This is a genomic window from Ralstonia sp. TCR112 (assembly GCF_007997035.1).
Lineage (GTDB): Bacteria > Pseudomonadota > Gammaproteobacteria > Burkholderiales > Burkholderiaceae > Ralstonia > Ralstonia edaphi.
Genome location: NZ_VOSS01000010.1, coordinates 1 through 25828, shown reverse-complemented (window position 1 = coordinate 25828; position 25828 = coordinate 1). Strand labels below are relative to the sequence as shown.

At 64.2% G+C, this 25828-nt stretch carries 25 protein-coding genes and 3 pseudogenes; 23 read left to right on the top strand and 5 right to left on the bottom strand.

Annotation, left to right across the window (positions count from 1 at the left end):
- Window positions 1-75 precede the first annotated feature (75 nt).
- The 4 genes and pseudogenes from FUT88_RS04390 (at window position 76) to FUT88_RS04375 (ending at window position 3462) form a co-directional block, all read left to right on the top strand.
- Window positions 76-947: pseudogene (locus FUT88_RS04390) on the top strand (IclR family transcriptional regulator).
- A complete protein-coding gene (locus tag FUT88_RS04385) occupies window positions 913-2049 on the top strand; it encodes a DUF3108 domain-containing protein (protein WP_147213981.1) in 1137 nt (378 codons plus the stop codon). The pseudogene FUT88_RS04390 and the gene FUT88_RS04385 overlap by 35 nt, the downstream one beginning before the upstream one ends.
- Before the next feature lies 1 nt (window position 2050).
- A complete protein-coding gene (gene pcaD, locus FUT88_RS04380; RefSeq protein WP_147213980.1) occupies window positions 2051-2890 on the top strand; it encodes a 3-oxoadipate enol-lactonase in 840 nt (279 codons plus the stop codon).
- Window positions 2891-3204: 314 nt separating this feature from the next.
- Window positions 3205-3462, top strand: coding sequence for a DUF3567 domain-containing protein (locus FUT88_RS04375; RefSeq protein WP_147213979.1), 258 nt, complete (start codon window positions 3205-3207; stop codon window positions 3460-3462).
- A 111-nt stretch (window positions 3463-3573) separates the two neighbouring features.
- On the opposite strand, the pseudogene FUT88_RS04370 reads toward FUT88_RS04375, so the two are convergent.
- Window positions 3574-3965: pseudogene (locus FUT88_RS04370) on the bottom strand (rhodanese-like domain-containing protein).
- Window positions 3966-4116: 151 nt separating this feature from the next.
- On the opposite strand from FUT88_RS04370, the gene FUT88_RS04365 reads away from it, so the two are divergent.
- The 7 genes from FUT88_RS04365 to FUT88_RS04335 all read left to right on the top strand — a co-directional run bounded on the left by FUT88_RS04365 (window position 4117) and on the right by FUT88_RS04335 (window position 10613).
- A complete protein-coding gene (locus tag FUT88_RS04365) occupies window positions 4117-5157 on the top strand; it encodes a homocysteine S-methyltransferase family protein (protein WP_147213978.1) in 1041 nt (346 codons plus the stop codon).
- Between the two features lies 1 nt (window position 5158).
- On the top strand, window positions 5159-5512 hold the full coding sequence (locus FUT88_RS04360) for a bleomycin resistance protein (protein ID WP_147213977.1): 354 nt from the start codon (window positions 5159-5161) through the stop codon (window positions 5510-5512).
- Complete coding sequence (metH, locus tag FUT88_RS04355; protein WP_147214022.1) at window positions 5509-8247, top strand: methionine synthase; 2739 nt, start codon at window positions 5509-5511, stop codon at window positions 8245-8247. The genes FUT88_RS04360 and metH overlap by 4 nt, the downstream gene beginning before the upstream one ends.
- A gap of 243 nt (window positions 8248-8490) precedes the next feature.
- On the top strand, window positions 8491-8916 hold the full coding sequence (locus tag FUT88_RS04350; protein WP_147213976.1) for a hypothetical protein: 426 nt from the start codon (window positions 8491-8493) through the stop codon (window positions 8914-8916).
- A gap of 310 nt (window positions 8917-9226) precedes the next feature.
- On the top strand, window positions 9227-9859 hold the full coding sequence (locus FUT88_RS04345; RefSeq protein WP_009277190.1) for a response regulator transcription factor: 633 nt from the start codon (window positions 9227-9229) through the stop codon (window positions 9857-9859).
- A 102-nt stretch (window positions 9860-9961) separates the two neighbouring features.
- Window positions 9962-10402, top strand: a complete 441-nt coding sequence (locus FUT88_RS04340; RefSeq protein ID WP_147213975.1) for a response regulator — start codon at window positions 9962-9964, stop codon at window positions 10400-10402.
- A gap of 70 nt (window positions 10403-10472) precedes the next feature.
- Window positions 10473-10613, top strand: coding sequence for an entericidin A/B family lipoprotein (locus FUT88_RS04335; protein ID WP_147213974.1), 141 nt, complete (start codon window positions 10473-10475; stop codon window positions 10611-10613).
- Between the two features lie 82 nt (window positions 10614-10695).
- Here FUT88_RS04335 and FUT88_RS04330 read toward each other — a convergent pair whose 3' ends face one another.
- The gene (locus tag FUT88_RS04330) at window positions 10696-12138 is read right to left on the bottom strand and encodes a CHASE3 domain-containing protein (RefSeq protein WP_147213973.1); all 1443 of its coding nucleotides are present in this window, start codon (window positions 12136-12138) and stop codon (window positions 10696-10698) included.
- 221 nt (window positions 12139-12359) lie between these two features.
- Here FUT88_RS04330 and FUT88_RS04325 point away from each other — a divergent pair, with 221 nt between their 5' ends.
- From FUT88_RS04325 to FUT88_RS04315, 3 genes are all read left to right on the top strand, one after another.
- On the top strand, window positions 12360-12533 hold the full coding sequence (locus FUT88_RS04325) for a DUF1328 family protein (protein ID WP_004633727.1): 174 nt from the start codon (window positions 12360-12362) through the stop codon (window positions 12531-12533).
- A 143-nt stretch (window positions 12534-12676) separates the two neighbouring features.
- Window positions 12677-13105, top strand: coding sequence for a YqjD family protein (locus FUT88_RS04320; RefSeq protein ID WP_147213972.1), 429 nt, complete (start codon window positions 12677-12679; stop codon window positions 13103-13105).
- Window positions 13106-13147: 42 nt separating this feature from the next.
- Window positions 13148-13705, top strand: coding sequence for a bacterioferritin (locus FUT88_RS04315; protein ID WP_004633723.1), 558 nt, complete (start codon window positions 13148-13150; stop codon window positions 13703-13705).
- A 128-nt stretch (window positions 13706-13833) separates the two neighbouring features.
- Here FUT88_RS04315 and FUT88_RS04310 read toward each other — a convergent pair whose 3' ends face one another.
- Complete coding sequence (locus tag FUT88_RS04310) at window positions 13834-14157, bottom strand: DUF1840 domain-containing protein (protein WP_147213971.1); 324 nt, start codon at window positions 14155-14157, stop codon at window positions 13834-13836.
- 175 nt (window positions 14158-14332) lie between these two features.
- Between FUT88_RS04310 and argS the strand changes: the two genes are divergently transcribed.
- From argS to FUT88_RS04285, 5 genes are all read left to right on the top strand, one after another.
- A complete protein-coding gene (argS, locus tag FUT88_RS04305; RefSeq protein ID WP_147213970.1) occupies window positions 14333-16123 on the top strand; it encodes an arginine--tRNA ligase in 1791 nt (596 codons plus the stop codon).
- Between the two features lie 60 nt (window positions 16124-16183).
- A complete protein-coding gene (locus tag FUT88_RS04300) occupies window positions 16184-16894 on the top strand; it encodes an SPOR domain-containing protein (protein ID WP_147213969.1) in 711 nt (236 codons plus the stop codon).
- Window positions 16895-17054: 160 nt separating this feature from the next.
- Window positions 17055-17711, top strand: coding sequence for a thiol:disulfide interchange protein DsbA/DsbL (locus tag FUT88_RS04295; protein WP_004633713.1), 657 nt, complete (start codon window positions 17055-17057; stop codon window positions 17709-17711).
- 111 nt (window positions 17712-17822) lie between these two features.
- A complete protein-coding gene (locus FUT88_RS04290; RefSeq protein ID WP_147213968.1) occupies window positions 17823-18623 on the top strand; it encodes an SDR family oxidoreductase in 801 nt (266 codons plus the stop codon).
- Window positions 18620-19465: a helical backbone metal receptor gene (locus FUT88_RS04285; protein WP_147213967.1), complete on the top strand. Its 846-nt coding sequence runs from the start codon at window positions 18620-18622 to the stop codon at window positions 19463-19465. Before FUT88_RS04290 ends, FUT88_RS04285 begins: the two co-directional genes overlap by 4 nt.
- Window positions 19466-19533: 68 nt before the next feature.
- Here FUT88_RS04285 and FUT88_RS04280 read toward each other — a convergent pair whose 3' ends face one another.
- On the bottom strand, window positions 19534-19920 hold the full coding sequence (locus FUT88_RS04280; protein ID WP_147213966.1) for an antibiotic biosynthesis monooxygenase family protein: 387 nt from the start codon (window positions 19918-19920) through the stop codon (window positions 19534-19536).
- A 34-nt stretch (window positions 19921-19954) separates the two neighbouring features.
- On the bottom strand, window positions 19955-21034 hold the full coding sequence (locus FUT88_RS04275) for an MBL fold metallo-hydrolase (protein ID WP_147213965.1): 1080 nt from the start codon (window positions 21032-21034) through the stop codon (window positions 19955-19957).
- 183 nt (window positions 21035-21217) lie between these two features.
- Between FUT88_RS04275 and FUT88_RS04270 the strand changes: the two genes are divergently transcribed.
- The 4 genes and pseudogenes from FUT88_RS04270 to can all read left to right on the top strand — a co-directional run bounded on the left by FUT88_RS04270 (window position 21218) and on the right by can (window position 25769).
- Complete coding sequence (locus FUT88_RS04270; protein ID WP_147213964.1) at window positions 21218-21715, top strand: MerR family transcriptional regulator; 498 nt, start codon at window positions 21218-21220, stop codon at window positions 21713-21715.
- Between the two features lie 175 nt (window positions 21716-21890).
- Window positions 21891-23072: an isovaleryl-CoA dehydrogenase gene (locus FUT88_RS04265; RefSeq protein WP_147213963.1), complete on the top strand. Its 1182-nt coding sequence runs from the start codon at window positions 21891-21893 to the stop codon at window positions 23070-23072.
- Window positions 23073-23230: 158 nt separating this feature from the next.
- A pseudogene (gene aceK, locus FUT88_RS04260) lies at window positions 23231-25065 on the top strand (bifunctional isocitrate dehydrogenase kinase/phosphatase).
- A 23-nt stretch (window positions 25066-25088) separates the two neighbouring features.
- Window positions 25089-25769, top strand: coding sequence for a carbonate dehydratase (can, locus tag FUT88_RS04255; protein ID WP_147213962.1), 681 nt, complete (start codon window positions 25089-25091; stop codon window positions 25767-25769).
- Window positions 25770-25828 lie beyond the last annotated feature (59 nt).

Sequence of the window (25828 nt, the reverse complement as noted above, 5' to 3'; positions counted from 1 at the left end):
GTATGGAGAAAGGCTGCGCGGATGGTACACCGAGCATCGGCTAAACTGGCCCGAACCGATCCCTGACCCGTCACCATGTCACCGCTGCCCGCCGACACCGATCTCGACCTGGAGCCCGATGCCGATGGCGAGCTGGATGCGCCCGCGCGCTCGGGCATCCAGTCCATCGAAGTCGGCTTCCGGCTCCTGGAAGTGCTCACGCACACCACTGGGCCGATGATGCTGCGCGACCTCGCGCGTGCCGCGCCCATGAACCCCGCCAAGGCGCACCGTTATCTGGTGAGCTTTGCGCGGCTGGGGCTCGTCACGCAAACGCCTGAGGGCCGTTACGACCTCGGCCCGTTCGCGCTGGAAATGGGCTTGGTGAGCCTGAACCGGCAAGATCCGATGCGCCGCGCCCGGCCCGCTGCCGCCGCCCTGCGCGACGAGATCGATCACACCATCGGCCTGGCTGTCTGGGGCAACCAGGGCCCGGCCATCGTCCATTGGGAAGAAGCGAGCCACCCTGTGACGGTCAGCCTGCGCCTGGGGGATGTGATGCCGATGCTGAACTCGGCCACCGGCCGGGTGTTCGGCGCGTACTTGCCGCGCGCGCAGACGCGCTCGTTCGTCCAGCGCGAACTCGATCGCATTGCGGCCAAGGGCGAGTCCGGCGACACCGAGAACCCGGAGCTGCCGCAAACGCTCGAAGCCTACGACGCCATCTGCGCCGATGTGCGTTTGCACGGCGCCTCGCGCATCCACGGCGGCGTACTTCCGGGCATCAACGCGATGTCGCTGCCCGTATTCGACGCCAACGGCCAACTGTGCCTTGCGCTGATCGCGCTGGGCGCACAAAGCACCTTCGACACCACCTGGAGCAGCCCGCTGGAGCGCGCTTGCGGCTGGCCGCACAACAGCTTTCCGCCGACCTTGGATACGTTGCCCCCAACGCCCCGCAATCCTGACGAACTGAGTACCGACGACGTGCCATCGCGCAGGCGCCGCTTCCATCGGCTTGGCCGTCTCGGGGTCGTGCTGTTGGCCGTGCTTGTGCTGCATGTCGTTGCCGTCGTGTGGATCGCGCGCAGCCGCCAGGTGACGTGGCCGCCCACGCCGGAGCAGATCATCCCCGCCCTGTTGCTGCAACCGGAGCCGGTGCAGCCGCCACCGCCTCCGGCCGCGCCCAAGCCCCAGCCTGCTCCGAGTCGTCCGCACCCCCAGGTCGCACCCGCCCCAGCGCCGGCTCCCACCCCGCTCGCGCCCGACGTGGCAAGCATGGACCCATCCGAGTTCACGAGCGCCGGCGCCCAAGCCTCTGGCGATACCGGCGTGATCACGGATATCAGTGGCGAAGGCCCGAGCGGGCCGCCCGCTCCGCCGGGGGATGCCTTCTCACTGCCGCCCTCCGCCACGCTGCGGTACGCCACCTACGTCAACGGCGTGCGCAACGAGGACGGTGTGATCCGTTGGGCCACCGATGGCAAAACTTACACGCTGGCCGTGGAAATTCCCTTGCCGCTGTTCTTCGGCACGCTCGCGTTTCGCAGCGCCGGCATCGTGGGTGCGTATGGCCTGACGCCCATGCGGTACGAAGAAGTGCGCGGCCGCCGACAACCCGACGTCACCACGTTCCACTACGCGGCCGGCACCCCACCGGCGTCCGGCCCCCAGAGCGCATCCACCGTCACATTCACACGCACGCCGGCCGTGCTGCCCTTGCCCGAGGGCACGCAAGACCGCTTCAGCGTCTTCCTCCAATTGACCGGGCTGGCGCGCGGTGCCCCGGAGCGCATTGCCAGCCCCGGCCTCACGCTGGAATTCCCGATCGCCGATACCGACAGCGTGGAAGTCGCCCGCGTCCAGCACATCGGCGAGGAGAGCGTCGACACGCCGAACGGCACGATTCGTGCGCAGCACTTCATACGGCTGCCACGCCGTGCAGACGACAAGCGCCGCGTGGAGATCTGGCTGTCCCCCGATCGCGGCTGGCTGCCGGTACGCCTGCGCCAGACCGAGCCCAACGGCATGCAGTTCGATCTGGTCTACCAGTCCCAGGAAGGAGGCTGACATGGACGCCAACGCCCTCGCCAATTCCGGCACGGTGCACGCCAATGACATCGACATCCACTACCGCACCGATGGCGCAGACGGGCCATGGATCGTGCTCGCCCATGCCTTAGGTGTCGACCACGAACTGTGGGACAGCAGCGCGCAGAAGCTGGCCAGCCGCTACCGAGTGCTCCGCTACGACGCACGCGGCCACGGCAAGACCAGTGCCCCGCATGGCCCTTACACGCTGTTCCAGATGGCAGACGATGTGGCCGGCCTGCTCGATGCGCTGTCGATTGAACAGGCGCATTTCGTTGGCCTGTCGATGGGCGGCATGGTCGGGCAGATTCTGGGGGTGCGGCATCCGCAGCGGCTGCGGTCGCTCACCCTGTGCGACACCGTGTCCTACACGCCCGTGTCGGCGCACGCCATGTGGGACGAACGCATCGGCCAGGTGGAAGCACACGGGATGAGCGGCATTGTCGAACCCACGATGCAGCGCTGGTTGACCACACCGTTTCGTGAGGCCCATCCCGACGTCGTTGAACGCATCCGCAACTTGCTGCGCGCCACGCCGCCCCACGGCTATGTCGGGGCGTGCCTGGCCATCAAGGCGCTCGACACACGCAGCTCACTGGCGCGCATCGCGTGCCCCACGCTCGTCATGACCGGCGACCAAGACACCGGCGCGCCCGTGGAAGCAGCACGCGAAATCGCCTCGCACATTCCCGACGCACGTTTGAAAGTGATCCCGCATGCGGCGCACCTGGCCCCTATCGAACAGGAGGATGCGTTTCTCGCCGATCTGGATGAGTTCCTCGGGCACGCAGGATGCGGGAGTCAATGTGACACGCCATGAGGCCTGCTTGCCTTGCCGATAGTTGCAGGCGCCCCGCACACGGCCCCTCGTCTACCGGCCGAACGGCGGAAGGGCGCTTGCTTCTTTCGGTGCAGGGCAGGAAAGGTCTTGTTACGCGATCACAACGCACGTCACACATTTCGCCTCGCGTTCGCGAACTTTGTGACCGATCATGAAGCCGAAGGGGTAGATGAAACGGTCATGAGGCGGGAGCTGATCGGCCCTTGAAGTCGTGATGGCGGGCCCCATCTACCCGGTGCAGCAGTAGAGCAGTCCCCACAACAGCAAGACGATTGACGCCTCGGAGGTGCACCATGCAGATGATCTACAACAGCGACAACTACTGTGTTGTTGAGTTCGGTGTAGACGGCCAACACGCCATTCTGGCAGCGGGCGGCTACGAGATCGTGGACAAGAACCTCAAACGTGAGATCTTCCTCGGGGGCGAGCTGGCCGAGCATTTCCGCGAGGACGTGAAAAAGCTGATCGCCAGCGAGCCGACCGTTGAAGAAGTCGACGATTTTCTCGGCAAATTCGACACGGTGATGACGCAACCAGTCACGATGCACTGATGTACTCCGCGGGCGCAACGGCCCGCCACGCGAACCAACCAAAACGCCCGGAGCATGGCGCTGCCGGGCGTTTTTCATGTGCCGACCCGCTATCGCGGTAATAGCTTCGTTCTAGCACTGCTCCCACGGCAGGCCGGCATGGCGCCAGCCGTTGAGGGTGTTGCGATGGCGCGTGCTGTCCAGATCGCCCTCAAAGCCGTGGCGGACCACGTAGACATCCCGGAAACCCGCCTCTTCCAGCGCATGCGCGGCAGCCGCCGAGCGATTGCCGCTGCGGCAAATCAACACAACGGGGCGCTCGACGCCATGGCCGCTCAGTTTGCGCACGGTCGGCACGAATTCGGGGTTCACTTCCCAATGCGGCCGTCGTTCCACGAGACATGGTGGGCGCCGGCCGGATGTCCCACGAACAGGTGTTCCATTTCGCTGCGGCAGTCGACAAACAGCGCGGCGGGTGTGCGTTCCAGGAAGGCGTGAGCGTCTGCGGGATCAAGCAATTGCATGGCGGGCATCGGACGGGCAAATGACGTGATGTGGATTATAGGAGCGCGATTGCCCACAACGGCGGCAAGTCATTGATGCGACTGGTAAAATTCTCCTTTGGCCGCAAATTTTGAATAGTTGACCGGCCGCTGCACCTCGGAGTCCCTCCTCATGACCGCGCCCCTGCCCTACACCCGTGCCGCCAACCTGCCCGCGCTGCTGCGCGACCGCATCCTGATTCTGGACGGCGCGATGGGCACCATGATCCAGCGCTACAAGCTGACCGAGGCGCAATACCGCGGCGAGCGTTTTGCCGACCACCCGATCGACGTGAAGGGCAACAACGAGTTGCTGCTGCTCACGCGCCCCGACGTCATCCGTGAAATCCACGAGCAATACTTGGCCGCCGGCGCGGACCTGATCGAAACCAACACCTTCGGCGCGACGACCATCGCGCAGGAGGACTACAAGATGGCGGATCTGGCGTACGAGATGAACGTCGTGGCCGCCCGTCTGGCACGCGAGGCCTGCGACAAATACAGCACGCCCGACAAGCCGCGCTTCGTGGCAGGCGCCTTCGGGCCGACGCCCAAGACCGCCAGCATTTCGCCCGACGTGAACGACCCGGGCGCCCGCAACGTCAGCTTCGACCAATTGCGCGATGCGTATTACGAGCAGGGCAAGGCGCTGCTCGAAGGCGGCGCGGACGTGTTCCTGGTCGAGACCATCTTCGACACGCTCAACGCCAAGGCGGCACTGTTCGCCATCGATCAGCTCTTTGAAGACACCGGCGAGCGCGTGCCCGTGATGATCTCCGGCACGGTGACCGACGCCTCGGGCCGCATTCTCTCGGGCCAGACCGTCGAGGCGTTCTGGAACAGCCTGCGCCACGCCAAGCCGATCACCTTCGGCCTGAACTGTGCGCTGGGTGCGGCGCTGATGCGTCCGTACATCGCCGAGCTGGCGAAGATCTGCGACACGGCCGTCTCGTGCTACCCCAACGCCGGCCTGCCCAACCCGATGAGCGACACGGGCTTCGATGAAACGCCTGACGTCACGTCCAGCCTGGTCGACGAATTTGCCTCGGCCGGCCTGGTGAACCTTGTAGGCGGTTGCTGCGGCACCACGCCGGAGCACATCAAGGCGATTGCCGAGCGCGTGGCCAACCGCAAGCCGCGCGCATGGCCCGGCCAGTATCTCGAAGCCGCCTGACATGAAGGCGCGCATCGACAGCACGATCCCAGTGCTGGCCTCGCTGGACCTGCAGGAGTCGGCCCGCTTCTACACGGAGCGGCTCGGCTTCACGCAGGAGCTGATCGCCGACGACTACCTGATCGTCAGCCGCGATGGCGCCGAGATCCATTTCTGGCTGTGCGACGACCGCCGCATTGCCGAGCACACCTCGTGCTACCTGCGTGTGCCGAGCACGCAGGCCCTGCTTGAAGAATTCACCGCGCGCGGGCTGGAGCTCGCGCCGCCGGCGGTGCGTCCGTGGCGCATGAAAGAGCTCTACGTGATCGACCCGCACGGCAACCTGCTGAAGCTCGGCGAATACGCCGCCGCCTGACCGAACCCCGCACCATCATGACCGACCACCCCATGCGCCTTTCCGGCCTCGAGCCGTTCAACATCGGCGAGAGCACGCTGTTCGTCAACGTCGGCGAGCGCACCAACGTCACCGGGTCCAAGGCGTTTGCGCGCATGATCCTGAACAGCCAGTTCGACGAGGCCCTGGCCGTGGCACGCCAGCAGGTCGAAAACGGCGCGCAGGTCATCGACATCAACATGGACGAGGCGATGCTCGATTCGAAGGCGGCGATGGTGCGCTTCCTGAATCTGATCGCCTCGGAGCCGGACATCGCGCGCGTGCCGATCATGATCGACTCGTCCAAGTGGGACGTGATCGAGGCGGGTCTGAAGTGCGTGCAGGGCAAGGCGATCGTCAACTCGATCTCGCTCAAGGAGGGCGAAGAACAGTTCGCGCACCACGCCAAGCTCATCAAGCGCTATGGCGCGGCCGCCGTGGTGATGGCGTTTGACGAGCAAGGCCAGGCCGACACGTTTGCCCGCAAGACCGAGATCTGCAAGCGCAGCTACGACTTCCTGGTCAACAAGGTCGGCTTCGCGCCGGAAGACATCATCTTCGACCCGAACATCTTTGCGGTGGCCACCGGGATCGAAGAACACAACAACTATGCGGTGGACTTCATCGAAGCCACGCGCTGGATCAAGCAGAACCTGCCGTACGCGAAAGTGAGCGGTGGCGTGTCGAACGTGTCGTTCTCGTTCCGCGGCAACGACGTGGTGCGCGAGGCGATCCACACCGTGTTCCTGTACTACGCGATTCAGGCGGGCATGGACATGGGCATCGTCAACGCCGGCCAGCTCGGCGTGTACGAGAACCTCGACCCCGAGCTGCGCGAGCGCGTGGAAGACGTGGTGCTCAACCGCCGCCCGGATGCGACCGACCGCCTGCTGGAAATCGCAGACCGCTACAAGGGCGGCGGCACAAAGCGCGAAGAAAACCTCGCCTGGCGCCAGGAGCCGGTGGAAAAGCGGCTGGCCCACGCGCTCGTGCACGGCATCACCGACTACGTGGTCGAAGACACTGAAGAAGTCCGCCAGAAGATCTTTGCCGCCGGCGGCCGTCCGATCCAGGTCATCGAAGGCCCGCTGATGGACGGCATGAACATCGTGGGCGACCTCTTCGGCGCCGGCAAGATGTTCCTGCCGCAGGTGGTGAAATCCGCCCGCGTGATGAAGCAGGCGGTGGCGCACCTGATTCCGTTCATCGAAGAAGAAAAGCGCCAGATTGCAGCGGCAGGCGGCGACGTGCGCTCGCGCGGCAAGATCGTCATCGCCACGGTCAAGGGCGATGTGCACGACATCGGCAAGAACATCGTCACCGTCGTGCTCCAGTGCAACAACTTCGAAGTCGTGAACATGGGCGTGATGGTCCCGTGCAACGACATCCTGGCCAAGGCGAAGGTGGAAGGCGCGGACATCATCGGCCTGTCGGGCCTGATTACGCCGTCGCTCGAAGAGATGGCCTACGTGGCGTCGGAAATGCAGCGCGACGAATACTTCCGCGTGAAGAAGATCCCGCTGCTGATCGGTGGCGCGACGACGAGCCGCGTGCATACCGCCGTGAAGATCGCCCCGAATTACGAAGGGCCGGTGGTCTACGTGCCGGACGCTTCCCGCTCGGTGAGCGTGGCATCGAGCCTGCTGTCCGACGAAGGCGCCGCACGCTACGTCGAAGAACTGCACGCCGACTACGATCGCATCCGCACGCAGCACGCCAACAAGAAGGCCACGCCGATGGTGTCGCTGGCCGCCGCGCGCGCCAACAAGACGAAGATCGACTGGAGCAACTACACGCCGCCCAAGCCGAAGTTCATCGGCCGCCGCGTGTTCCGCAACTACGACTTGAACGAACTGGCGCAGTACATCGACTGGGGCCCGTTCTTCCAGACGTGGGACCTGGCCGGAAAATTCCCCGACATCCTCAACGACGAGATCGTCGGCGAATCGGCCCGTAAGGTGTTCTCCGACGGCAAGAGCATGCTCGCGCGCCTGATCGCCGGGCGCTGGCTCACGGCCAACGGCGTGATCGCGCTGCTGCCGGCCAATACCGTCAACGACGACGACATCGAGATCTACACCGACGAATCGCGCTCGGAAGTCGCGCTTACCTGGCGCAACATCCGCCAGCAGAGCGAGCGCCCGATCATCGACGGCGTGATGCGTCCGAACCGCTGCCTGGCCGATTTCATCGCACCCAAGAGCACCGGCATTGCCGACTACATCGGCCTGTTTGCCGTCACGGGCGGCATCGGGGTGGAAAAGCGCGAGAAGCAGTTCGAAGCCGACAACGACGACTACAGCGCGATCATGCTCAAGGCGCTGGCCGACCGCTTTGCCGAAGCCTTTGCCGAATGCCTGCACGCCCGCGTGCGGCGCGACCTGTGGGGCTATGCCGCGGACGAGACGCTCGACAACGATGCGCTCATCCGCGAAGAGTACAAAGGCATTCGCCCCGCGCCCGGCTATCCGGCCTGCCCGGAGCACACCGTCAAGCGCGACATGTTCCGCGTGCTCGACGCGCAGGAGATCGGCATGGGCCTGACCGAGGCGCTGGCGATGACGCCGGCCGCGTCGGTCTCGGGCTTCTACCTGTCGCACCCGGAAAGCACGTACTTCACGCTGGGCAAGATCGGGCAGGATCAGGTCGATGACATGATCGCCCGCAGCGGCGAAGACCGCGCCTTTGTGGAGCGCGCCCTCGCGCCGAATCTCTGATTCTGTGACAAGACGTTTAAGACATGGTGTGATCCACACTGTGTCTTACGTCCGCAAACCCTTGCCCGCATTGGCTTTGTCGACGTTTCAAGAGGGGCGTGCCTTACATTACAAAGGCTTACACCCCCTAACAGTCGTAACCGGAAGGGCTCCATAGACTGAACCCATTCACTCAACACACACACAGAGTGATGCCGCGACGAATCCCTCGCGTGGCCGTTCAGAACGAAAGGAGTCTCTTCCATGAACAAGCTGCTGATCTCCCTGTCCGCCATCGCCATCGCTGCTGCTTCGGCTTACGCCAACGCGCAAACCCCGTCGGCCGGCGCATCGCTGCAAACCAACGGCACGGCTGCCGTGGCCCCAGCGCAAGGCAATGCCGGCGCAGGCCTGAAGGCCGATGCGAAGTCGGACGGCGGCGCCAAACTGGACACCGAGCCCGCCAAGAGCCAACTGAACACCAAGGCCGAGCACGGCGCCAAGGCGGCGCACGAGCGCAAGGCCAAGACGCAAGCCGGCGTCGACAAGACCGCAGACAAGGTCGGCAAGTCGGTCAGCAAGACGGAAAAGTCCGCAGAGAAGTCGGGCAAGGCTGCCCAGGCTGATACGGGCGCGGGCCTGAGCGCCGACGCCGGCGCAAACGCCGCCGCGACTACCCAGACGAAGTAACACGTCACTGCGCAGAACTGCCGGCCCCGTCCGGCAATCCTGGCTACCCTCTGGGGCGGAACTCTTCCGCCCCATTTTCTTTGGCCGCACGCGCCCAGGCACGCCGATTGCTCATTGGGAGGCATCGACATGTTGCGATTCATGCACATTCCCGAGGTCTCTTATGGAAACGCAGACAACTTCCCCTGAACACGCTGGCACGAGGAGCCCCGGTTTGGCGCAACAGTCCGATACAATTGCTGTCGTATCGAACCAACAAGCGCAGCGCGCGGCGTCGGATAGACCGCCCAGCGCGCTCATAAGGAGCAGCATGATTCGCGTCCTGATTGCGGACGACCACGAGATCGTCCGTGCCGGCCTTCGGCAGTTCCTGTCCGAAGAGCGGGACATCGAAGTCGCGGGGGAAGCGGCCAGCGGGGAAGAGGTGATGGAGCAACTCCGCACCGGCGCCTTCGACGTCGTGGTGCTCGACATTTCCATGCCCGATCGCAACGGCATCGACACGCTCAAGCTGGCCCGCCAGCGCCATCCCGATCTGCCGGTGCTGATCCTGTCGACCTTCCCGGAAGACCAGTACGCCATCAACCTGATCCGCGCAGGCGCATCGGGCTACCTGACCAAGGAAAGTGCGCCGGACGAGCTGGTCAAGGCCATTCGCACCGTGTCGCAAGGCCGTCGCTATGTCAGCCCGACCGTGGCTGAGCTGCTGATTGGCGGCCTGGAAAAGCCGACCGATCAGCCGCTGCACCAGACCCTGTCGAAGCGTGAATTCCAGATCTTCTGCAAGCTGGCACGCGGACAATCGGTATCGATCATCGCGGAAGAATTGTTCCTGAGCGTCAAGACGGTCAGCACGTACCGCACGCGGATTCTGGAAAAGATGGGCATGAAATCCAATGCCGATCTGACGTATTACGCCATCAAGAACGGCCTGGTCGAGTAGCCGCCGGTGGAGCGCCAAAACCCCTCGGCGCGCCGCAAACCCAACTGGCATGTAGGACAACGCCTGATACCACCTCGGCAACGCGCTGGCTAACATCAACCCATGCTGGATCAAGCCGTCACCCTCTCCGCCCGTGGCCTGCGTGTCCTCCTGATCGAGGACTCCCCCGTGCTTCGCGGCATGGTGCTGGAATACCTCAAGGCTTCCGCCTTCGTGGCGACGGTCGAATGGGCAGACACCGAAGATCTGGCGCTCGGCCTACTCGGGCAGGGCAACTACGACGTCGTGATCGTCGACCTGCAATTGCGGCAGGGCAACGGCTTCAAGGTCCTCCAAACGTTGCGCGATCAAGCGTCGCCCAGCGTGCGTATCGTCTACACCAATCACGCGCAAGTGCCGACTTACCGGCAGCGCTGCTTTGAAGCCGGTGCCAACTACTTCTTCGACAAATCGCTCGAGCTCGACAAGGTGTTCGAGGTGATCGAAGAGCGCGCAGGCGTCGGCCGCCCCCGCCAGCAGCCCGCGCAGCATTTCCACCCCTGAGATTCTTCGCGCGCTGCATCTGCCGTCGCGCCGCGCGCTCAACGCCATTTCTCACCCCAAGGAGCGTTCGATGAAGACCTTGTGTGCCGCACTTGCACTGACGTGTATGTTCCTGGCCGGCTGCAACACCATGGCCGGCGCCGGCAAGGACATCCAGACCGGCGGTCAGAAGCTGGAAAATTCCGCCGACAACGCCAAGCAGAAGATGTAACGCCTCCACCGGCCACATCGCCTAAACAAAAAGCCCCATCGCGGGGCTTTTTTGTTTGGGTGATGCCATCACGCCCGGCGGCTTACACCGTCGCGCCCCCGTGGCCCGGGGCGGGCGCGATGCCGCCGGTCAGCGCCTGCATGCCCGATGGTTCGTTGGCGGCAGCGCGGTCGAACACGGCATCGCTGGGCGGCAGCTCGACGATGATCGTCACGCCCCCGCCGGGCATGGAGTCGATGACGAGCGTGCCGCCCAGCGCAATGGCCCGCTGCTCCATCCCCAACAGGCCGTGATGGCCAACCATGCGGCGCCGCTCGATGTCGGCAGGGAAGCCTCGTCCGTTGTCGCGCACACGCAAGCGCACGCCCTCGTCATCTACGTCGAGCGCCACCGATACGGTCGTCGCATGCGCGTATTTCGATGCGTTGGTCAGCGATTCCTGCACGATGCGATACAGCGCAATGGCCGCATCGTCGGTCAGCTTGGGCATGTCGTCGGGCAGGCTCACTTCCGTATGCCAGCCGTTGCGCGTGCCGACGTCCTCGGTCAATTGGGAGAGCGCCTCCACCAAGCCGAGGTTCAGCAGAATCGTCGGGCGCAGGTCTTCGATCAGGCGGCGCTTGATCTGGATGCCCTGATCCACGTGGGCCATCACGCGTGTGATCTTTTCGCTCACCGCGGGCTCGCTGGCGTGAATGCGTGAGCGCAGCCAATGCAGATCCATCTTGGTGGCGGTAAGGATGGCGCCCAACTCGTCATGCAGCTCGCGCGCAAGGCGCGTCTTCTCGTCTTCAGTCACGCGCTGCAAGTGGGCGGCCAAGTCGGACAACTGCCGCGTGCGCTCGCGCACCATGCGATCGAGTTTCTGGCTTTCCTCTTCGGCCATGTCGCGCTCGCGCTCGGTCAGGGCGAGGCGCTTGGCGTGCTGCATGCCCAGCACCACCAGCAAGATGATGTTCACCGCCGTGATCAGCGCAATGCCGTAGCGCGACAGCGCCAGATCGCGCTCGGCGTGTTCCAGGCTGCGGGCCACGGTGGCGATCTCACGCTGACGCAGGCGATCCAGCCCCTGCCGCACCGCTTCCATCGACGCCTTGCCGAAATCGGTGCGCACAAGGTCGAGCGCCACTTCCAGGTCACGCTTGCCGTAGATCAGCGTGAGCTCCATCTCGGTGAGCTTGCGGCTGACCTGCAGCGCCGTCTCAGAGAACAGCTTGAGCGCGTCCGGATCGTTGGCGTAGTGATCGCGAATTTCTGCCATCAACGCGTGGATGTGCGGGATGGCCTTGTTGTACGGATCGAGGTATTCGTCCTTGCCCGTGAGCAGGAAACCGCGCTGGCCGGCCTCGGCGTTCACCAGCTCGGCAAGCAGCTCGTTGATGGCGGTTTCAGCCTGCTGCGACTGAATCACCTGCCGATAGCCCTGGCTCAGGCGGATGTTGCCCGTCTCCGAGGCAATCAGCACCCCGAGCGTCAGCAGAATGCCGCCGGCGAGCAGCAGAGTGGAGCGCAAGGATGACCGCATGGCGTGCAGACCCATAGGAAACGCGTCAAACCGCCCGACGCGGCGCGCGTTGCGTTTGTGTTTTTTTGGCAATTCGGATGATACCGCGTGGGCGCCCCGCGCGACACTTGGGGCGCACCCGGGCCAGGCACGCGATGTGCGTGGGAGTACGCGACAGGGCGTCGGCCTCACCCCATGCGCCGTCCCCTGCATTCCGATCCATCCGAACCGGAGACGACAACATGCTGAAATGGGCACTCATCTTCGCCATCATTTCCCTGGTGGCCGGCGTGCTGGGCTTTACCGGCATTGCCGCAGGCGCGGCGAGTATCGCCAAGGTCCTGTTCTTCATCTTCGTGGTGCTGTTCGTGCTGTTTCTGGTACTGGGCGTCACGGTCTTCAAGGCCGTCGATTAGCGCGGACCCTTCGCGCGAAAGCGCGGCCCGTGTCTTGCTAAGTGGTTTTGCATGCGGCCCGCTTTCGCACGAGCCGAAATCGCACGCGAACCAACCGCGCCGCCGGCGTGTTTTCCCGCGGCGCCACGATGAGGAGCTTCACCATGTCACTCTTTGCCAGCCACCGCGTCCGAAGCCGAATTGACGACGTCAATGATCGCGCGCACCGCGCCATGAACAGCGCCAGCGACGCCGTCGACCACGCCCGCTACGCTGCTCGCCCCGCCGTGGAAGACGTGCAGAGCTTGCTGCGCTCGCTCGAAAACGCCATCCACACACTGACCGACGAAGGCAGCACCGAAGCCAACCGCGCAAGCCGCACGCTGCACGCTCGCGCGGAGCAACTGCGCCGGGCCGCCAACGACCGTGCCCATCAAGCCCGCGAACGCATGGACTGGGCACTCGATCGCACCGAAGAAACCATCACCGGCGCACCGTTCAAGTCAGTGGGGGTTGCGGTGGCGATCGGCGCGGCGATCGGGCTGGTAGTAGCACTGGCAGGCGGCAGCAGCCGACGCGACGCCAGCGAATAAGCCCTTTCACGTCCACGCCAATCACCCCGCAGGAGCATTCATATGAGCCGGACCAACGTCGCCGCACCCTCGGAAAGCAGCTTCCTCACCGACATCAAAACGTTGCGCGAACGTGCCCGCAAGCACATCGAAGAAGGTGCGGTGACCGAAGACTACAAAGCCGACCGGGAGACCGTGCTGCGGCTGCTGAACGAGGCGCTGGCCACGGAGCTGATCTGCGTGCTGCGCTACAGGCGCCACCACTTCATGGCCAAAGGCATCAACGCAGAGCCGATCGCCGCAGAATTTTTGGTGCACGCCAACGAGGAACAGGCGCACGCCGACAGCATTGCCACGCGCATCGTGCAACTGGGCGGCGAGCCCAACTTCAACCCGGAGGGCCTGTCGACGCGCAGCCATTCCGAATACGTGGAAGCCGACGGCCTGGTCGACATGATCAAGGAAAACCTGGTGGCCGAGCGGATCGCGATCGACAGCTACCTGGAGATGATCCGCTACATCGGGGACCGAGACCCCACCACGCGGCGCGTGCTGGAACAGATTCTGGCCGTGGAGGAAGAGCACGCGGACGAGCTGTCCGACATGCTCCACGACCAATAACGCGAATGCAGTAAGACGAGATACCGGCCAACGCGCCAGCCCCCTCCCCCGCTCCCGGCCCGCTGTGGCCGGATGCCCGGACCGCCCCGTTTGGCGGCCGGGCATTTTTTTTGGCCGGCGTCCGGAGGTCAGACGCCCCAGAGCACGTTGGACTGCTCGACCAGCGATTCTTCCAGCATGTGCAGCAGCGGATAGGCCCGCTGACCAAGGTGCGGCGGCTCTTCTTCGCCGTTTTCGTCCAGCTCGGAGGCCGACAGCTCTGCCACTTTGATATGTGCCTGGTGGGTGTCGTCCTTGATGGCGCGCTTCAGGCGGTCGATGGCGTGGGGCATTTCTTCGGGCGTGATGACACCACGCTCGCCCAGCGTCTTGCCGATCACGCCCAGCAGCACCATGGCGAGATCCTTCTGCATCGAGAATTTTTGCGAAGCGTGCGAAGTAAAGGTGATCATGATTTCTTATTTCCCTTGGTTGGGTTGGGGCCGCGGATTGCCATGACTGGGGGCGGATACCTCTGAGACCGTGGCTCACCTGATAAAATTTCGTACTTTTCCCCGAACAACGCAACTGGCGGCGCCAGGACTGGATTTCAATCCATTTCAGCACTGCCGGCGTCATGGTTTCTTTATGCTGCCCTCCCACAAACAGACGATCGCCCAATTGTTGTCCGACGCCGTCGGCTCCCTGCTGCCCGAGGGCCAAGCCCGACCGGAGATCGTCCTGGAGCGCCCCAAGCAGGCCGCGCACGGCGACATCGCCTGCAACGTCGCGCTGCAGCTCGCCAAGCCGCTGGGCACCAACCCGCGCGAGCTGGCCGGCAAGATCGCCGATGCCATCCGCGCCGATGCTCGCGGCCAGCGCCTCGTGGCCGCGGTGGAAATCGCCGGCCCCGGCTTCATCAACCTACGCCTGTCTGCCGCCGCGCGCGCCGACGTGATCGCCGCCGTGTTTGCAGAAGGCGATCGCTACGGCGCCGCCAACACGCATGACGGCGCGCCGGTGCTGGTGGAGTTCGTCTCGGCCAATCCGACCGGTCCGCTGCACGTGGGCCACGGCCGCCAGGCCGCGCTGGGCGATGCGCTGGCAAGCCTGCTCGACTGGCAGGGCCACAAGGTCCATCGCGAGTTCTATTACAACGACGCCGGCGTCCAGATCCACAATCTGGCCGTCTCCGTCCAGGCCCGCGCGCGCGGCTACAAGCCGGGCGACGCCAACTGGCCCGAAGCCGCCTACAACGGTGATTACATTGCCGACATCGCCGCCGATTACCTCGCGGGCAAGACCGTACGCGCCTCCGATGGCGAACCCGTGACGGGCGAGCGCGATGTCGAGAACCTCGAGGCCATCCGCCGCTTTGCGGTGACGTATCTGCGTAACGAGCAGGACATCGACCTGCAAGCCTTTGGCGTGAAGTTCGACCGTTACTACCTGGAATCGTCGCTCTACACCGAAGGCAAGGTGCAGCAGACGGTGGACGCGCTCATTGCGGCCGGCAAGACGTACGAGCAGGACGGTGCGCTGTGGCTGCGCACGACCGACGACGGCGACGACAAGGACCGCGTCATGCGCAAGTCCGACGGCGCCTACACCTACTTCGTGCCCGACGTGGCGTACCACACGACCAAGTGGGGACGCGGCTTCACGCAGGTCATCAACGTGCAGGGCAGCGACCACCACGGCACCATCGCCCGCGTGCGCGCCGGCCTGCAGGGCCTGAACATCGGCATCCCGAAGGGCTACCCCGATTACGTCCTGCACAAGATGGTCACGGTGATGAAGGACGGCGCCGAGGTGAAGATCTCCAAGCGCGCCGGCTCGTACGTGACCGTGCGCGACCTGATCGAATGGTCCAACGGCGACGCCGACAGCGAAGCCGGCGTCGACACCATCCGCGCCTGCGTGGAAGCCGGCGAGCCGAACTGGCCGGCGCGCTTCACGCGTGGCCGCGACGCCGTGCGCTTCTTCCTGCTGTCGCGCAAGGCCGATACCGAATTCGTCTTCGACGTCGATCTGGCGCTCAAGCAAAGCGACGAAAACCCGGTGTACTACGTGCAGTACGCCCACGCGCGCATCTGCTCGGTGTTCGAGCGCGCCGGCGTTGACGCCGCCTCGCTCACCACCGCTGATCTGGCCGCGGTGACAGGCCCGGACGTCAGCCCGCAGGCGACGGCCCTGGTGCAGCGCCTCGCCGCCTTCCCCGACATGCTGGCCGACGCCGCACGCGAGCTGGCCCCGCACGCCGTCGCCTTCTACCTGCGCGACCTGGCAGGCGATTTCCACGCGTTCTACAACGCCGATCGCGTGCTGGTCGACGACGAGGCCGTCAAGCGTGCCCGCCTGGCGCTGCTGGCTGCCACGCGTCAGGTGCTGCGCAACGGGCTGGCGGTGATCGGCGTGTCGGCGCCGCAAAAGATGTAAACGCGCACGATTTGGCATCACACGGCGCTCTTATAATCGGGCGCTTCTAGAAGGATCGACATGGCACGCAATACGCAATCTTCCCGTGCCCGCTCGCAACGGGGCGGCACGTTTCTGGGTCTGGTGCTGGGCTTGATCGTCGGTTTGGCGATCGCCGTGGTGGTGGCGGTGTACATCACCAAGGCGCCGGTACCCTTCGTGTCGCGTGGCGGCGCGCAGCCCAAGCCGAGCGAAGCAGGCAACGTGGTCAACACGCTGCCGACGCCGGTTCAGCCCGCGCCGCAAGCCAGCGCGCCGCAGGCAGCCGACCCGAACGCGCCGTTGTGGAGCCGCGTGCCGGCCAAGCCGGTCGATCAGGCGCCGGATCAGAACAATCCGCCGCCGGGCATCACCATCCATCCGGCCCAGCCGGGCTCGGCCTCGCAGGCGGCAAGCGCGCCCGCCGCCAAGCCGCCCAAGCCGCCGGTCACCGCCTCCAACGAAAAACCCGTGACGGACCCGATTGCCGAGATTGCCCGCCAGGATGCCGCCAAGACGGGCTACTTCCTGCAAGTGGGCGCTTACAAATCGTCCGAAGATGCCGAGCGCCAGAAGGGCAATCTGGCCATGCAAGGCTTTGAAGCCAAGGTGACGCAGCGCGAGGTGAACGGCACCACGATGTATCGCGTGCGCCTGGGGCCGTTCAATTCGCTGGATGAGATGACCGCCGTGCGCGGCCGCCTGCAGTCGACGGGCGTGGAATCGTCGGTCATTCGCTTCGCTCGCCAGTAACGTCAAGTCGTGCAGCCCGCTGTGAACCCGGCGGGCTGTGATCGGTCAGAAACCTGAGTCTCAGTGACGCTGACAGCGGCGTCTGTCGGTTCTGCGCTGGATTTCGCTGGTTTTTCCGTCGCTTCGTCCAGTTCGTCGTCTAATTCGTCGTCCATTCACCATGAAAAAACTCGCTGCTTTCCTGATCGCCCTCGCCACCGGCGCCGGCTTCCTGATGACCGCGCCGGCCAACGCCGCGCCCACCGCCGGCAAGGAATACAAAGTGCTGCAAACGCCGCAGCCCGTGCCCGCAGGCAAGATCGAAGTGACCGAGTTCTTCTGGTACGGCTGCCCGCACTGCTACGACTTTGAAAACACCTGGACGGCGTGGGTCGCCAAGCAAGGCAAGGACGTGGTGATCAAGCGCGTGCCGGTGGCCTTCAATGCCAAGCTGGAACCGCATACGCGCATCTATTACACGCTGGAAGCGCTCGGCAAGCTCGACGCCAAGGACGCCAGCGGCAAGACGCTGCATGACCGCGTGTTCGACCAACTGCACAAGAACTACCGCTCGATGTCCGAACTGGATGACATTGCGAAGTTCATGGCCGCCAACGGCGTCGACGAAAAGCAGTTCCGCGACACCTACAACTCGTTCAGTGTGAATGCCAATACGAAACGCGCCGCGCAACTGGCCGATCAGTACAAGATCGAAGGCGTGCCGACCGTCGTGGTGCAGGGCAAGTACACCACGTCGCCGGCCGATGCCGGCAGCAACGTGGGCGCCGCGCAGACGCTCGACTACCTCGTCGACCAGGTGCGCAACCGCAAGATGTGACCGGTTGCCGCGTTTCCGGGCATCCGCCCGGGCGTGACACCGCCATCGACGCCCGCCCCTGTGCGGGCGTTTTTTGTGCCTCGGCCTTCTTCGCACCAACAGGACATCGACATGAGCGAGACCGTCTTCATCACCGGCGCTTCCAGCGGCATCGGCCAGGCATTGGCACGTCAATACGCAGCGCAGGGCGCCACGATCGGGCTGGTCGCGCGGCGTGTCGACGTGCTCCATGAGTTTGTGCAGACGCTGCCGGCCGGCATCCAGAGCCGCTGCCATTGCTACGCCGCCGACGTGCGCAGCGCCGAATCGATGCGCGACGTGGCCAGCGCATTCATCGCCAAGGTCGGCGTGCCCGACGTGGTGATCGCCAACGCCGGCATCTCGGTCGGCACGGACTTGCGCGAACCGGGCGACCTGAAAGCCTTTGCAGCCGTAATGGACACCAACTGGATGGGCGTGCTCAACACGTTCCAGCCGTTCGTCACGCCGATGCTGGCACGTGCGAAGCCGGGGCGGCCCGGCGGCACGCTGGTCGGCATTGCCAGCGTGGCGGGCGTGCGCGGCTTGCCCGGTGCGGCGGCCTACAGCGCGTCCAAATCGGCGGTCATCAAACTGATGGAGAGCCTGCGCGTGGAGTTCAGCCCGTTGGGCTTGCGCGTCGTGACAATCGCGCCCGGCTACATCCGCACGCCGATGACGGAACACAACCCGTATCCGATGCCTTTCCTGATGCCGGTGGACCGCTTCGCGCAAAAAGCCGTGAATGCGATCCATCGCGGCGTGCGCTTCACGGTGCTGCCATGGCAAATGGGCGTCGTTGCCAAGCTGCTGCACGTGCTGCCGCGCGGGCTCTATGACTTTGCGTTTGCGCGCGCCGGGCGCAAACCCCGCAACCCCGAGATTTCGTCATGACTTACACCGATGCGGCTGGGCTTGCCCACGCCCCCGTCGACACCGCACCGCGCATTGCCAGCCTGGTGCCTTCGATTACCGATCTGCTGTTCTCGCTCGACCTGGGCGATCAGCTCGTCGCCCGCACCGGCTTCTGCATCCACCCGCGCGAAGCGGTGCGCAACGTGCCGAAGGTAGGCGGCACCAAGACCGTCAAACTCGACAAGCTCCGCGAGCTGGCCCCCACGCACGTGATCGTCAACATTGACGAGAACACGCGCCCGACCGTCGACAAGCTGCGCGAGTTCATCCCGCACATCATCGTCACGCATCCTTGCTCCCCGGAAGACAATCTCGCGCTGTACCAGCTGCTGGGCGGCATCTTTCGCCGCGAAGCGCAGGCGCAAAAGTTGTCGGATGCGCTGACGCAGGAGCTGGAGGCGCTGCGCGGCCGCCACTTCCTGCCGCATCGCGTGCTGTACGCCATCTGGCAAGACCCGTGGATGACGGTGTCGCGCGACACGTACATCTCCCGCATGCTCAAGCTCGTCAACTGCCACACCTGGCCCGACGATCCGACGCCCGTGCAATGCGGCACCGACAAGAGCGGCGATTGCGCCCGCCCCAACCGGGCCGACACGCGCTACCCGACGTTCCGCTGGAGCGATGATGTCGTGCGCAACATCGACTGCGTGCTGCTCTCCACCGAGCCTTACAGCTTTACCGACGAGCATGTCGACGCGCTGGAAAAGCAGATCGGCAAGCCCGTCTATCTCGTCGATGGCGAGATGGTGTCGTGGTACGGGAGCCGCGCGATCGACGGCGTGCGGTACCTGGGGCAATTTGCGAAGACGCTGCGTTAGATCTTCCAGCGGTGCGCACAAAAAAGAACCCGCCAATTGGCGGGTTTTTTGTCGGTCGGAGCGATGCGTTATCGCACAAATCCATAGTCGTACTCCACCTTGGCAATGCGCAGGTGGTACGACGCATACCACTGCTCGCGCCCTAGCTTCTGCGCGGCAAGGTGGTCGCTCTGGTTCTTCCACTCGCGAATGGCCTCCAGCGACGACCAATACGAGACGGTGATGCCCGGCCGCCCCTGGTCGCCGGCCAGCTCATCGCGCACGGATTCGATGCCGAGAAAGCCCGGCATGCTGCGGGCCAGTTCCACCATGCGGTCGGCCATGGCGCCGTAGCCGTTGTCGCCGTCGGTGCGGGTGGAGGCGAAGATCACGGCGTAATACGGCGCAGTCGGCGTTTGCGCGGGAAACGGTAGGACGACGGCGCTGTCGTCGAGAACGTCATGCTGGTCAGCCATGGTCGGCTCCGGTGAATGGCGGCAGTTGTGCAGCTTACGTTGCTGCGTGGAATCGAACGATACCGTCAGCGCCGGTTTCGCGCACCAGTTCACCGCGATGCCACAGCGCGTGCAGGTGGGCGAGCGCCTCGCCCATCGCAAAGGTCATCTGGTGCACGTCAAACTGGCGCTTGAAGATGACGTTGACGATGTCGCGGGCCGATTGCGGGGCGGCCTTGCATGCAGCCAACGTTTCGGCCAGGCGATCCGCATGGTGGTCCCGCAGTTGCTGGATGCGCGTATGCAGCCCGCGGAAGGGCCGCCCGTGCGACGGCAGAATCAGCACGTCCTTGGGCAGCGGCTCGTACTTGCCGAGCGAATCCAGATACAGCGTGAGCGAATCGGCTTCAGGCTCCAGATCGAACACGCTCACGTTGGTGGAAATGCGGGGCAGGACCATGTCGCCGGAAATCAGCACGTTGGCGTCTTCGCTGTAGAGCGCGACGTGCTCGGGCGCATGGCCAAAGCCGGTAATGACACGCCACTTGTGCTGGCCGATGGCGACGACGTTGCCGTCCATCAGGCGGCGGTACTGGCTGGGCACGCCCGGCACGAGCGTGCTGTAGTAATCCTTGCGGTTGCGGATGCCTTCGATGGAGGCCGGGTCCGTCAAGCCGTGGCGCTCGAAATGGCGCGCGGCGAATTCGCCGCCGGCGTTCGACGCGCCGGTGCCGCCCACCAGCATGCGGGCGAAGGCGTAGTCGCCCAGGCTCATCCACAGACGCACGTTCCAGCGTTTTTCGTCGCCGCCTTCGCACAGCCAGTTCGACAGGCCGACATGATCCGGATGGCAGTGCGTGACCAGCACGCGCAGCACCGGCAGGCCATCGAGGTGCTTCGCGAAGATCGTTTCCCAATACCCGCGAATTGCTTCGTGGTTGATGCCGCAATCGACGATCGTCCAGCCGTCCTGCCCGTCCTGCCGATCGCGCAGCAGCCAGAGGTTGATGTGATCGAGCGCAAACGGCAGCGGCATGCGCAGCCAGTAGACGCCGGGGGCGACTTCAAACCGCGTGCCGCCTTCGGGAAGCGTGTCGCCAAAGGGATAGTCGAGTTGGTGTTCGAGCGCGTTCATGTGGATGGGGTCTCGGTCGCCGCCTTTGAGGGCTTCGGGCGGTCTCTGCGATTGCGGTTTGGCGCCATTGACGCTAACGTAAACGTCAATTCGCCGCCGGTCATCCATCTTAAGCGAAAACTTAATGTCGCTGGCTGGCGTGCATGTGTCATCACACCTCTGTCGTTACTCCGCTCCCGCCGTATGTCTGCCTCCACTCCGTCTGCCGCCGCCGCGCTTGCCGCCGATCTTGAATCGGGCGATGCCGGCGCGCTTGCCGACGCAAGCTTCACCATCACCGATCTTGCACGCGAGTTCGACATCACGCCGCGCGCCATCCGCTTCTATGAGGATCAGGGCCTGCTCGCTCCGGACCGCCAAGGGCCGGGCGGACGTCGACGGGTGTATTCAGCCGGCGAGCGCACGCGCCTGAAGCTGACCTTGCGCGGCAAGCGACTCGGCCTGTCGCTCGGCGAGATCAAGGAGATTCTCGATCTGTACGAATCGCCACGCGATACGGTGCCGCAGCTGGAGCGCTTCCTGGCCTCGCTGGCGCAACACCGTGCGGTGCTCACGCAGCAGCTGGAAGACCTGAACGCGCAACTGGCCGAGATCGACCAGCACGAACGGCAGTGTCGCCAGCTGCTGGAGGATGCGCAGGCCGGCGCGGGCAAGCCGCCCAAGCGACGCAAGGCCGCCTGATCCGCAAATCTACGTAATCGCCAGTCATTGACGTTTACGTAAACGTCAATACAATACGCAACACCTCGCAACACCCTCCCGGCACCGGTGCGCCTGCCACAAGCGGCGCGCACCGCACAGCGCCAGACCACTTACCCGAGACACCGCGGCTTGAACCGCGCCCAAGGAGACCACCATGATTGATCTGCCCGGCCTGAAATTCGACTTGGGCGAAGACATCGAGATGCTGCGTTCGGCCGTGCGCGATTGGGCGCAGGGCGAGCTGGCACCGCGTGCCGGCGAAATCGACCGCACCGACCAGTTCCCGATGGATGCGTGGCGCAAGATGGGCGAGCTGGGCGTGCTGGGCATCACGGTGGCCGAGGAGTACGGCGGCGCCAACATGGGCTACCTGGCGCACATGATCGCCATGGAAGAAATCAGCCGCGCATCGGCGTCGGTGGGCCTGTCGTATGGCGCGCACTCGAACCTGTGCGTGAACCAGATCCACCGCAACGGCACGGCGGCCCAGAAGGCCAAATACCTGCCCAAGCTGGTTTCCGGCGAATGGGTGGGCGCGCTGGCCATGAGCGAGCCGAATGCCGGGTCGGACGTCGTCAGCATGAAGCTGCGCGCGGAGCTGAAAGGCGACCGCTACGTGCTCAACGGCACCAAGATGTGGATCACCAATGGCCCCGACTGCGACGTGCTGGTCGTCTATGCCAAGACCGAGCCCGAACTGGGCGCGCGCGGCATGACGGCGTTCATCGTCGAGAAGGGCATGAAGGGTTTCTCGGTGGCGCAGAAGCTGGACAAGCTCGGCATGCGCGGCTCGCACACGGGCGAGCTGGTGTTCGAGAACGTGGAAGTGCCGGTGGAAAACATCCTCGGCCAGGAAAACGGCGGCACCAAGGTGCTGATGAGCGGCCTGGATTACGAGCGCGCGGTGCTCTCCGGCGGCCCGATCGGCATCATGCAGGCCTGCATGGACGTCGTCACGCCGTACATCCACGACCGCAAGCAATTCGGCCAGAGCATCGGCGAATTCCAGCTCATCCAGGGCAAGATGGCCGACATGTACACCACGCTGCAGGCGTGCCGTGCGTACCTCTACGCGGTCGGCAAGAATCTTGACTCGCTGGGCCGCGACCACGTGCGCCAAGTGCGCAAGGACTGCGCCGGCGTGATCCTCTACACGGCCGAAAAAGCCACCTGGATGGCCGGCGAAGCCATCCAGATCCTGGGCGGCAACGGCTACATCAACGAATTCCCGGTCGGCCGCCTGTGGCGCGACGCCAAGCTGTACGAAATCGGCGCCGGCACGTCGGAAATCCGCCGCATGCTGATCGGCCGGGAGCTGTACGCAGAGACGATGTAACGGGGCGGAGCAGGCCGGCTGGCGGCACGGGGCCATCAGCCAAACGGATAAGGAGGCGCAACGGTTTCAGGACACGAACACAGCACCGAAGACCCTACAATCTAGGTCTGCCTGGTTTGCTGGTTTTGCCGCTTCCCTGCCCTCCCCGCGTACACGCCATGTCCCATTTCCCCAAGCTCCTGTCGTCGCAGATCGCTTTTGACGTCGCCCGCACGATGCTCGACGGCTTCGACAAGCACTACCGCTTGTTCCGCGAGGTGAGCGTACAGGCCAAGACTGCGTTCGAGACCGGGGACTGGGCCGGCCTGCAGCAACTGCAGCGCGACCGCATTGCGTACTACGACGAGCGCGTGCGTGAAGCCTCCGTCATCCTGGAAGACGAATACGACGCCGAGAACATCGACGACGAGATCTGGCGCCAGATCAAGCTGCACTACATCGGCCTGCTGACCAACCATCACCAGCCGGAACTGGCCGAGACCTTCTTCAACTCGGTGTGCACGCGCATCCTGCACCGTTCGTACTTCAACAACGATTTCATCTTCGTGCGCCCGGCCATCTCGACGGAATACATCGAGAACGAAGAGTCGCCCACCAAGCCGACGTATCGCGCGTACTACCCCGGCACACGCGACGGCCTGGGCGCCTGCTTCGAGCGCATCGTCCACAACTTCCAGCTCAACGCGCCGTTTGAAGACCTGGAGCGCGACATCGGCTACGTCGTGCGCGCGGTGGGCGAACACTTCGGCGATTTCCGCATCGCGCCGAATTTCCAGATCCACGTGCTGTCGTCGCTGTTCTTCCGCAACAAGGCGGCGTACATCATCGGGCGCGTGATCAACGGCGACAAGACGTTCCCGCTGGCCGTGCCGATCCTGCGCAATGCGTCGGGCCAGCTGTCGCTCGACACGGTGCTGCTGCGGCAAGAGCAGCTGCTGATCCTGTTCTCATTCACGCACTCGTATTTCATGGTGGACATGGAGATTCCGTCTGCCTACGTGACCTTCCTGCGTGACCTGATGCCGCGCAAGCCGCGCGCCGAGATCTACACCTCGCTGGGTCTGCAGAAGCAGGGCAAGAACCTTTTCTATCGGGACTTCCTGCATCACCTGCAGCATTCGTCCGACAAGTTCATCATCGCGCCGGGCATCCGGGGCCTCGTGATGCTGGTGTTCACGCTGCCGTCGTATCCGTACGTGTTCAAGGTCATCAAGGACTACTTTCCGCCGCCCAAGGAAACCACGCGCGAGCAGATCAAGAGCAAGTACCAGCTTGTGAAGCGCACGACCGCGTGGGGCGCATGGCAGATACGCTGGAGTATTCCGACGTGGCGTTCCCGCTCTCGCGCTTTGATGACGACCTCATCAAGGAGCTGGAGAAGCATGCGCCGTCGATGGTCGAATACCAGCGCAGCGATGACGGCGGCGAAGAGATCGTCATCCGCCACGTCTACATCGAGCGCCGCATGACGCCGCTGAACATCTGGCTGCACGAAGGCACCGATGCGCAGGTCGAGCACGGCATCATCGAATACGGCAACGCCATCAAGGAACTCATCGCCGCGAACATCTTCCCGGGCGACATGCTGTACAAGAACTTTGGCGTGACGCGCCACGGCCGCGTGGTCTTCTACGACTACGACGAGATCGAATACCTCACCGACTGCAACATCCGCACCGTGCCCGAACCGCGTACGGAAGAAGAAGAAATGTCCGGCGAGGTCTGGTACAGCGTCGGGCCGCACGACATTTTTCCGGAGACGTACCGCACGTTCCTGCTGGGCGACCCGCGCGTGCGCGAAGCCTTCCTCAAACACCACGCAGACTTCTTCGAAGCCTCCATGTGGCAGGGGTACAAGGAGCGCCTGCTCTCCGGGCAGATGCACGATTTCTACGCGTATGACGCAGCGGAACGCTTCGTCAATCGCTACGGGGCGAGCGCGCCCGACAATGCCGCGCAAGACAACACGACGCAGCAGCGCGCCGCCGCTTAACTCTCTCAACACGACGGGAAACCATGCCACATCGCATCAAGGAACTCTTCGAAAACAACCGGAAGTGGGTCGAGCGCGTCAACGCCGAAGACCCGGCTTTCTTCTCCAACCTGGCCAACCAGCAGAACCCCGAGTACCTGTGGATCGGCTGCTCGGATTCGCGCGTGCCTGCCAACCAGATCATCGGTCTGCCGCCGGGCGAAGTGTTCGTCCATCGCAACATCGCCAACGTGGTGGTGCACTCGGATCTGAACTGCCTGTCGGTGCTGCAGTTTGCGGTGGAAGTGCTGAAGATCCGGCACATCACGGTGGTGGGCCACTACGGCTGCTCGGGCGTGAAGGCTGCACTGACCAAGCAGCGCTTCGGGCTGGCTGACAACTGGATCCGCCACGTGCGTGACGTGGCCGAGCAGCACGAAACGTATCTCGGCACAGTGGTCCGTGAGCAGGATCAGCATGATCGGCTGTGCGAGCTCAACGTGATTCACCAAGTCAACAACGTGTGCCTGACGACGATCGTGCAGGACGCGTGGGATCGCGGGCAACCGCTGACCGTTCATGGCTGGATTTACGGCGTGAAGGACGGGATGCTGCGCAATCTGGGGATGGCGGCGAGTTCCAATGAGGAACTGCATGCTCAGTTGGCTGAGGCTTGGCTGAATTATGGGAAGGAAGGGAGTACGCCTAGTCCGGTGGGGTTCTGACTTCTTTTTTGTTTGGGATGGGTTGTTTTGTTGTTGGTCCATCCCTTGTTTCATCCCCT

Bases quoted from the DNA above. Each gene is read 5' to 3' on its own strand.
- pcaD (WP_147213980.1), top strand. From the start codon at position 2,051: ATGGACGCCAACGCCCTCGCCAATTCCGGCACGGTGCACGCCAATGAC.
- FUT88_RS04375 (WP_147213979.1), top strand. From the start codon at position 3,205: ATGCAGATGATCTACAACAGCGACAACTACTGTGTTGTTGAGTTCGGT.
- FUT88_RS04365 (WP_147213978.1), top strand. From the start codon at position 4,117: ATGACCGCGCCCCTGCCCTACACCCGTGCCGCCAACCTGCCCGCGCTG.
- FUT88_RS04360 (WP_147213977.1), top strand. From the start codon at position 5,159: ATGAAGGCGCGCATCGACAGCACGATCCCAGTGCTGGCCTCGCTGGAC.
- FUT88_RS04350 (WP_147213976.1), top strand. From the start codon at position 8,491: ATGAACAAGCTGCTGATCTCCCTGTCCGCCATCGCCATCGCTGCTGCT.
- FUT88_RS04345 (WP_009277190.1), top strand. From the start codon at position 9,227: ATGATTCGCGTCCTGATTGCGGACGACCACGAGATCGTCCGTGCCGGC.
- FUT88_RS04340 (WP_147213975.1), top strand. From the start codon at position 9,962: ATGCTGGATCAAGCCGTCACCCTCTCCGCCCGTGGCCTGCGTGTCCTC.
- FUT88_RS04335 (WP_147213974.1), top strand. From the start codon at position 10,473: ATGAAGACCTTGTGTGCCGCACTTGCACTGACGTGTATGTTCCTGGCC.
- FUT88_RS04330 (WP_147213973.1), bottom strand. From the start codon at position 12,138: ATGCGGTCATCCTTGCGCTCCACTCTGCTGCTCGCCGGCGGCATTCTG.
- FUT88_RS04325 (WP_004633727.1), top strand. From the start codon at position 12,360: ATGCTGAAATGGGCACTCATCTTCGCCATCATTTCCCTGGTGGCCGGC.
- FUT88_RS04320 (WP_147213972.1), top strand. From the start codon at position 12,677: ATGTCACTCTTTGCCAGCCACCGCGTCCGAAGCCGAATTGACGACGTC.
- FUT88_RS04315 (WP_004633723.1), top strand. From the start codon at position 13,148: ATGAGCCGGACCAACGTCGCCGCACCCTCGGAAAGCAGCTTCCTCACC.
- FUT88_RS04310 (WP_147213971.1), bottom strand. From the start codon at position 14,157: ATGATCACCTTTACTTCGCACGCTTCGCAAAAATTCTCGATGCAGAAG.
- argS (WP_147213970.1), top strand. From the start codon at position 14,333: ATGCTGCCCTCCCACAAACAGACGATCGCCCAATTGTTGTCCGACGCC.
- FUT88_RS04300 (WP_147213969.1), top strand. From the start codon at position 16,184: ATGGCACGCAATACGCAATCTTCCCGTGCCCGCTCGCAACGGGGCGGC.
- FUT88_RS04295 (WP_004633713.1), top strand. From the start codon at position 17,055: ATGAAAAAACTCGCTGCTTTCCTGATCGCCCTCGCCACCGGCGCCGGC.
- FUT88_RS04290 (WP_147213968.1), top strand. From the start codon at position 17,823: ATGAGCGAGACCGTCTTCATCACCGGCGCTTCCAGCGGCATCGGCCAG.
- FUT88_RS04285 (WP_147213967.1), top strand. From the start codon at position 18,620: ATGACTTACACCGATGCGGCTGGGCTTGCCCACGCCCCCGTCGACACC.
- FUT88_RS04280 (WP_147213966.1), bottom strand. From the start codon at position 19,920: ATGGCTGACCAGCATGACGTTCTCGACGACAGCGCCGTCGTCCTACCG.
- FUT88_RS04275 (WP_147213965.1), bottom strand. From the start codon at position 21,034: ATGAACGCGCTCGAACACCAACTCGACTATCCCTTTGGCGACACGCTT.
- FUT88_RS04270 (WP_147213964.1), top strand. From the start codon at position 21,218: ATGTCTGCCTCCACTCCGTCTGCCGCCGCCGCGCTTGCCGCCGATCTT.
- FUT88_RS04265 (WP_147213963.1), top strand. From the start codon at position 21,891: ATGATTGATCTGCCCGGCCTGAAATTCGACTTGGGCGAAGACATCGAG.
- can (WP_147213962.1), top strand. From the start codon at position 25,089: ATGCCACATCGCATCAAGGAACTCTTCGAAAACAACCGGAAGTGGGTC.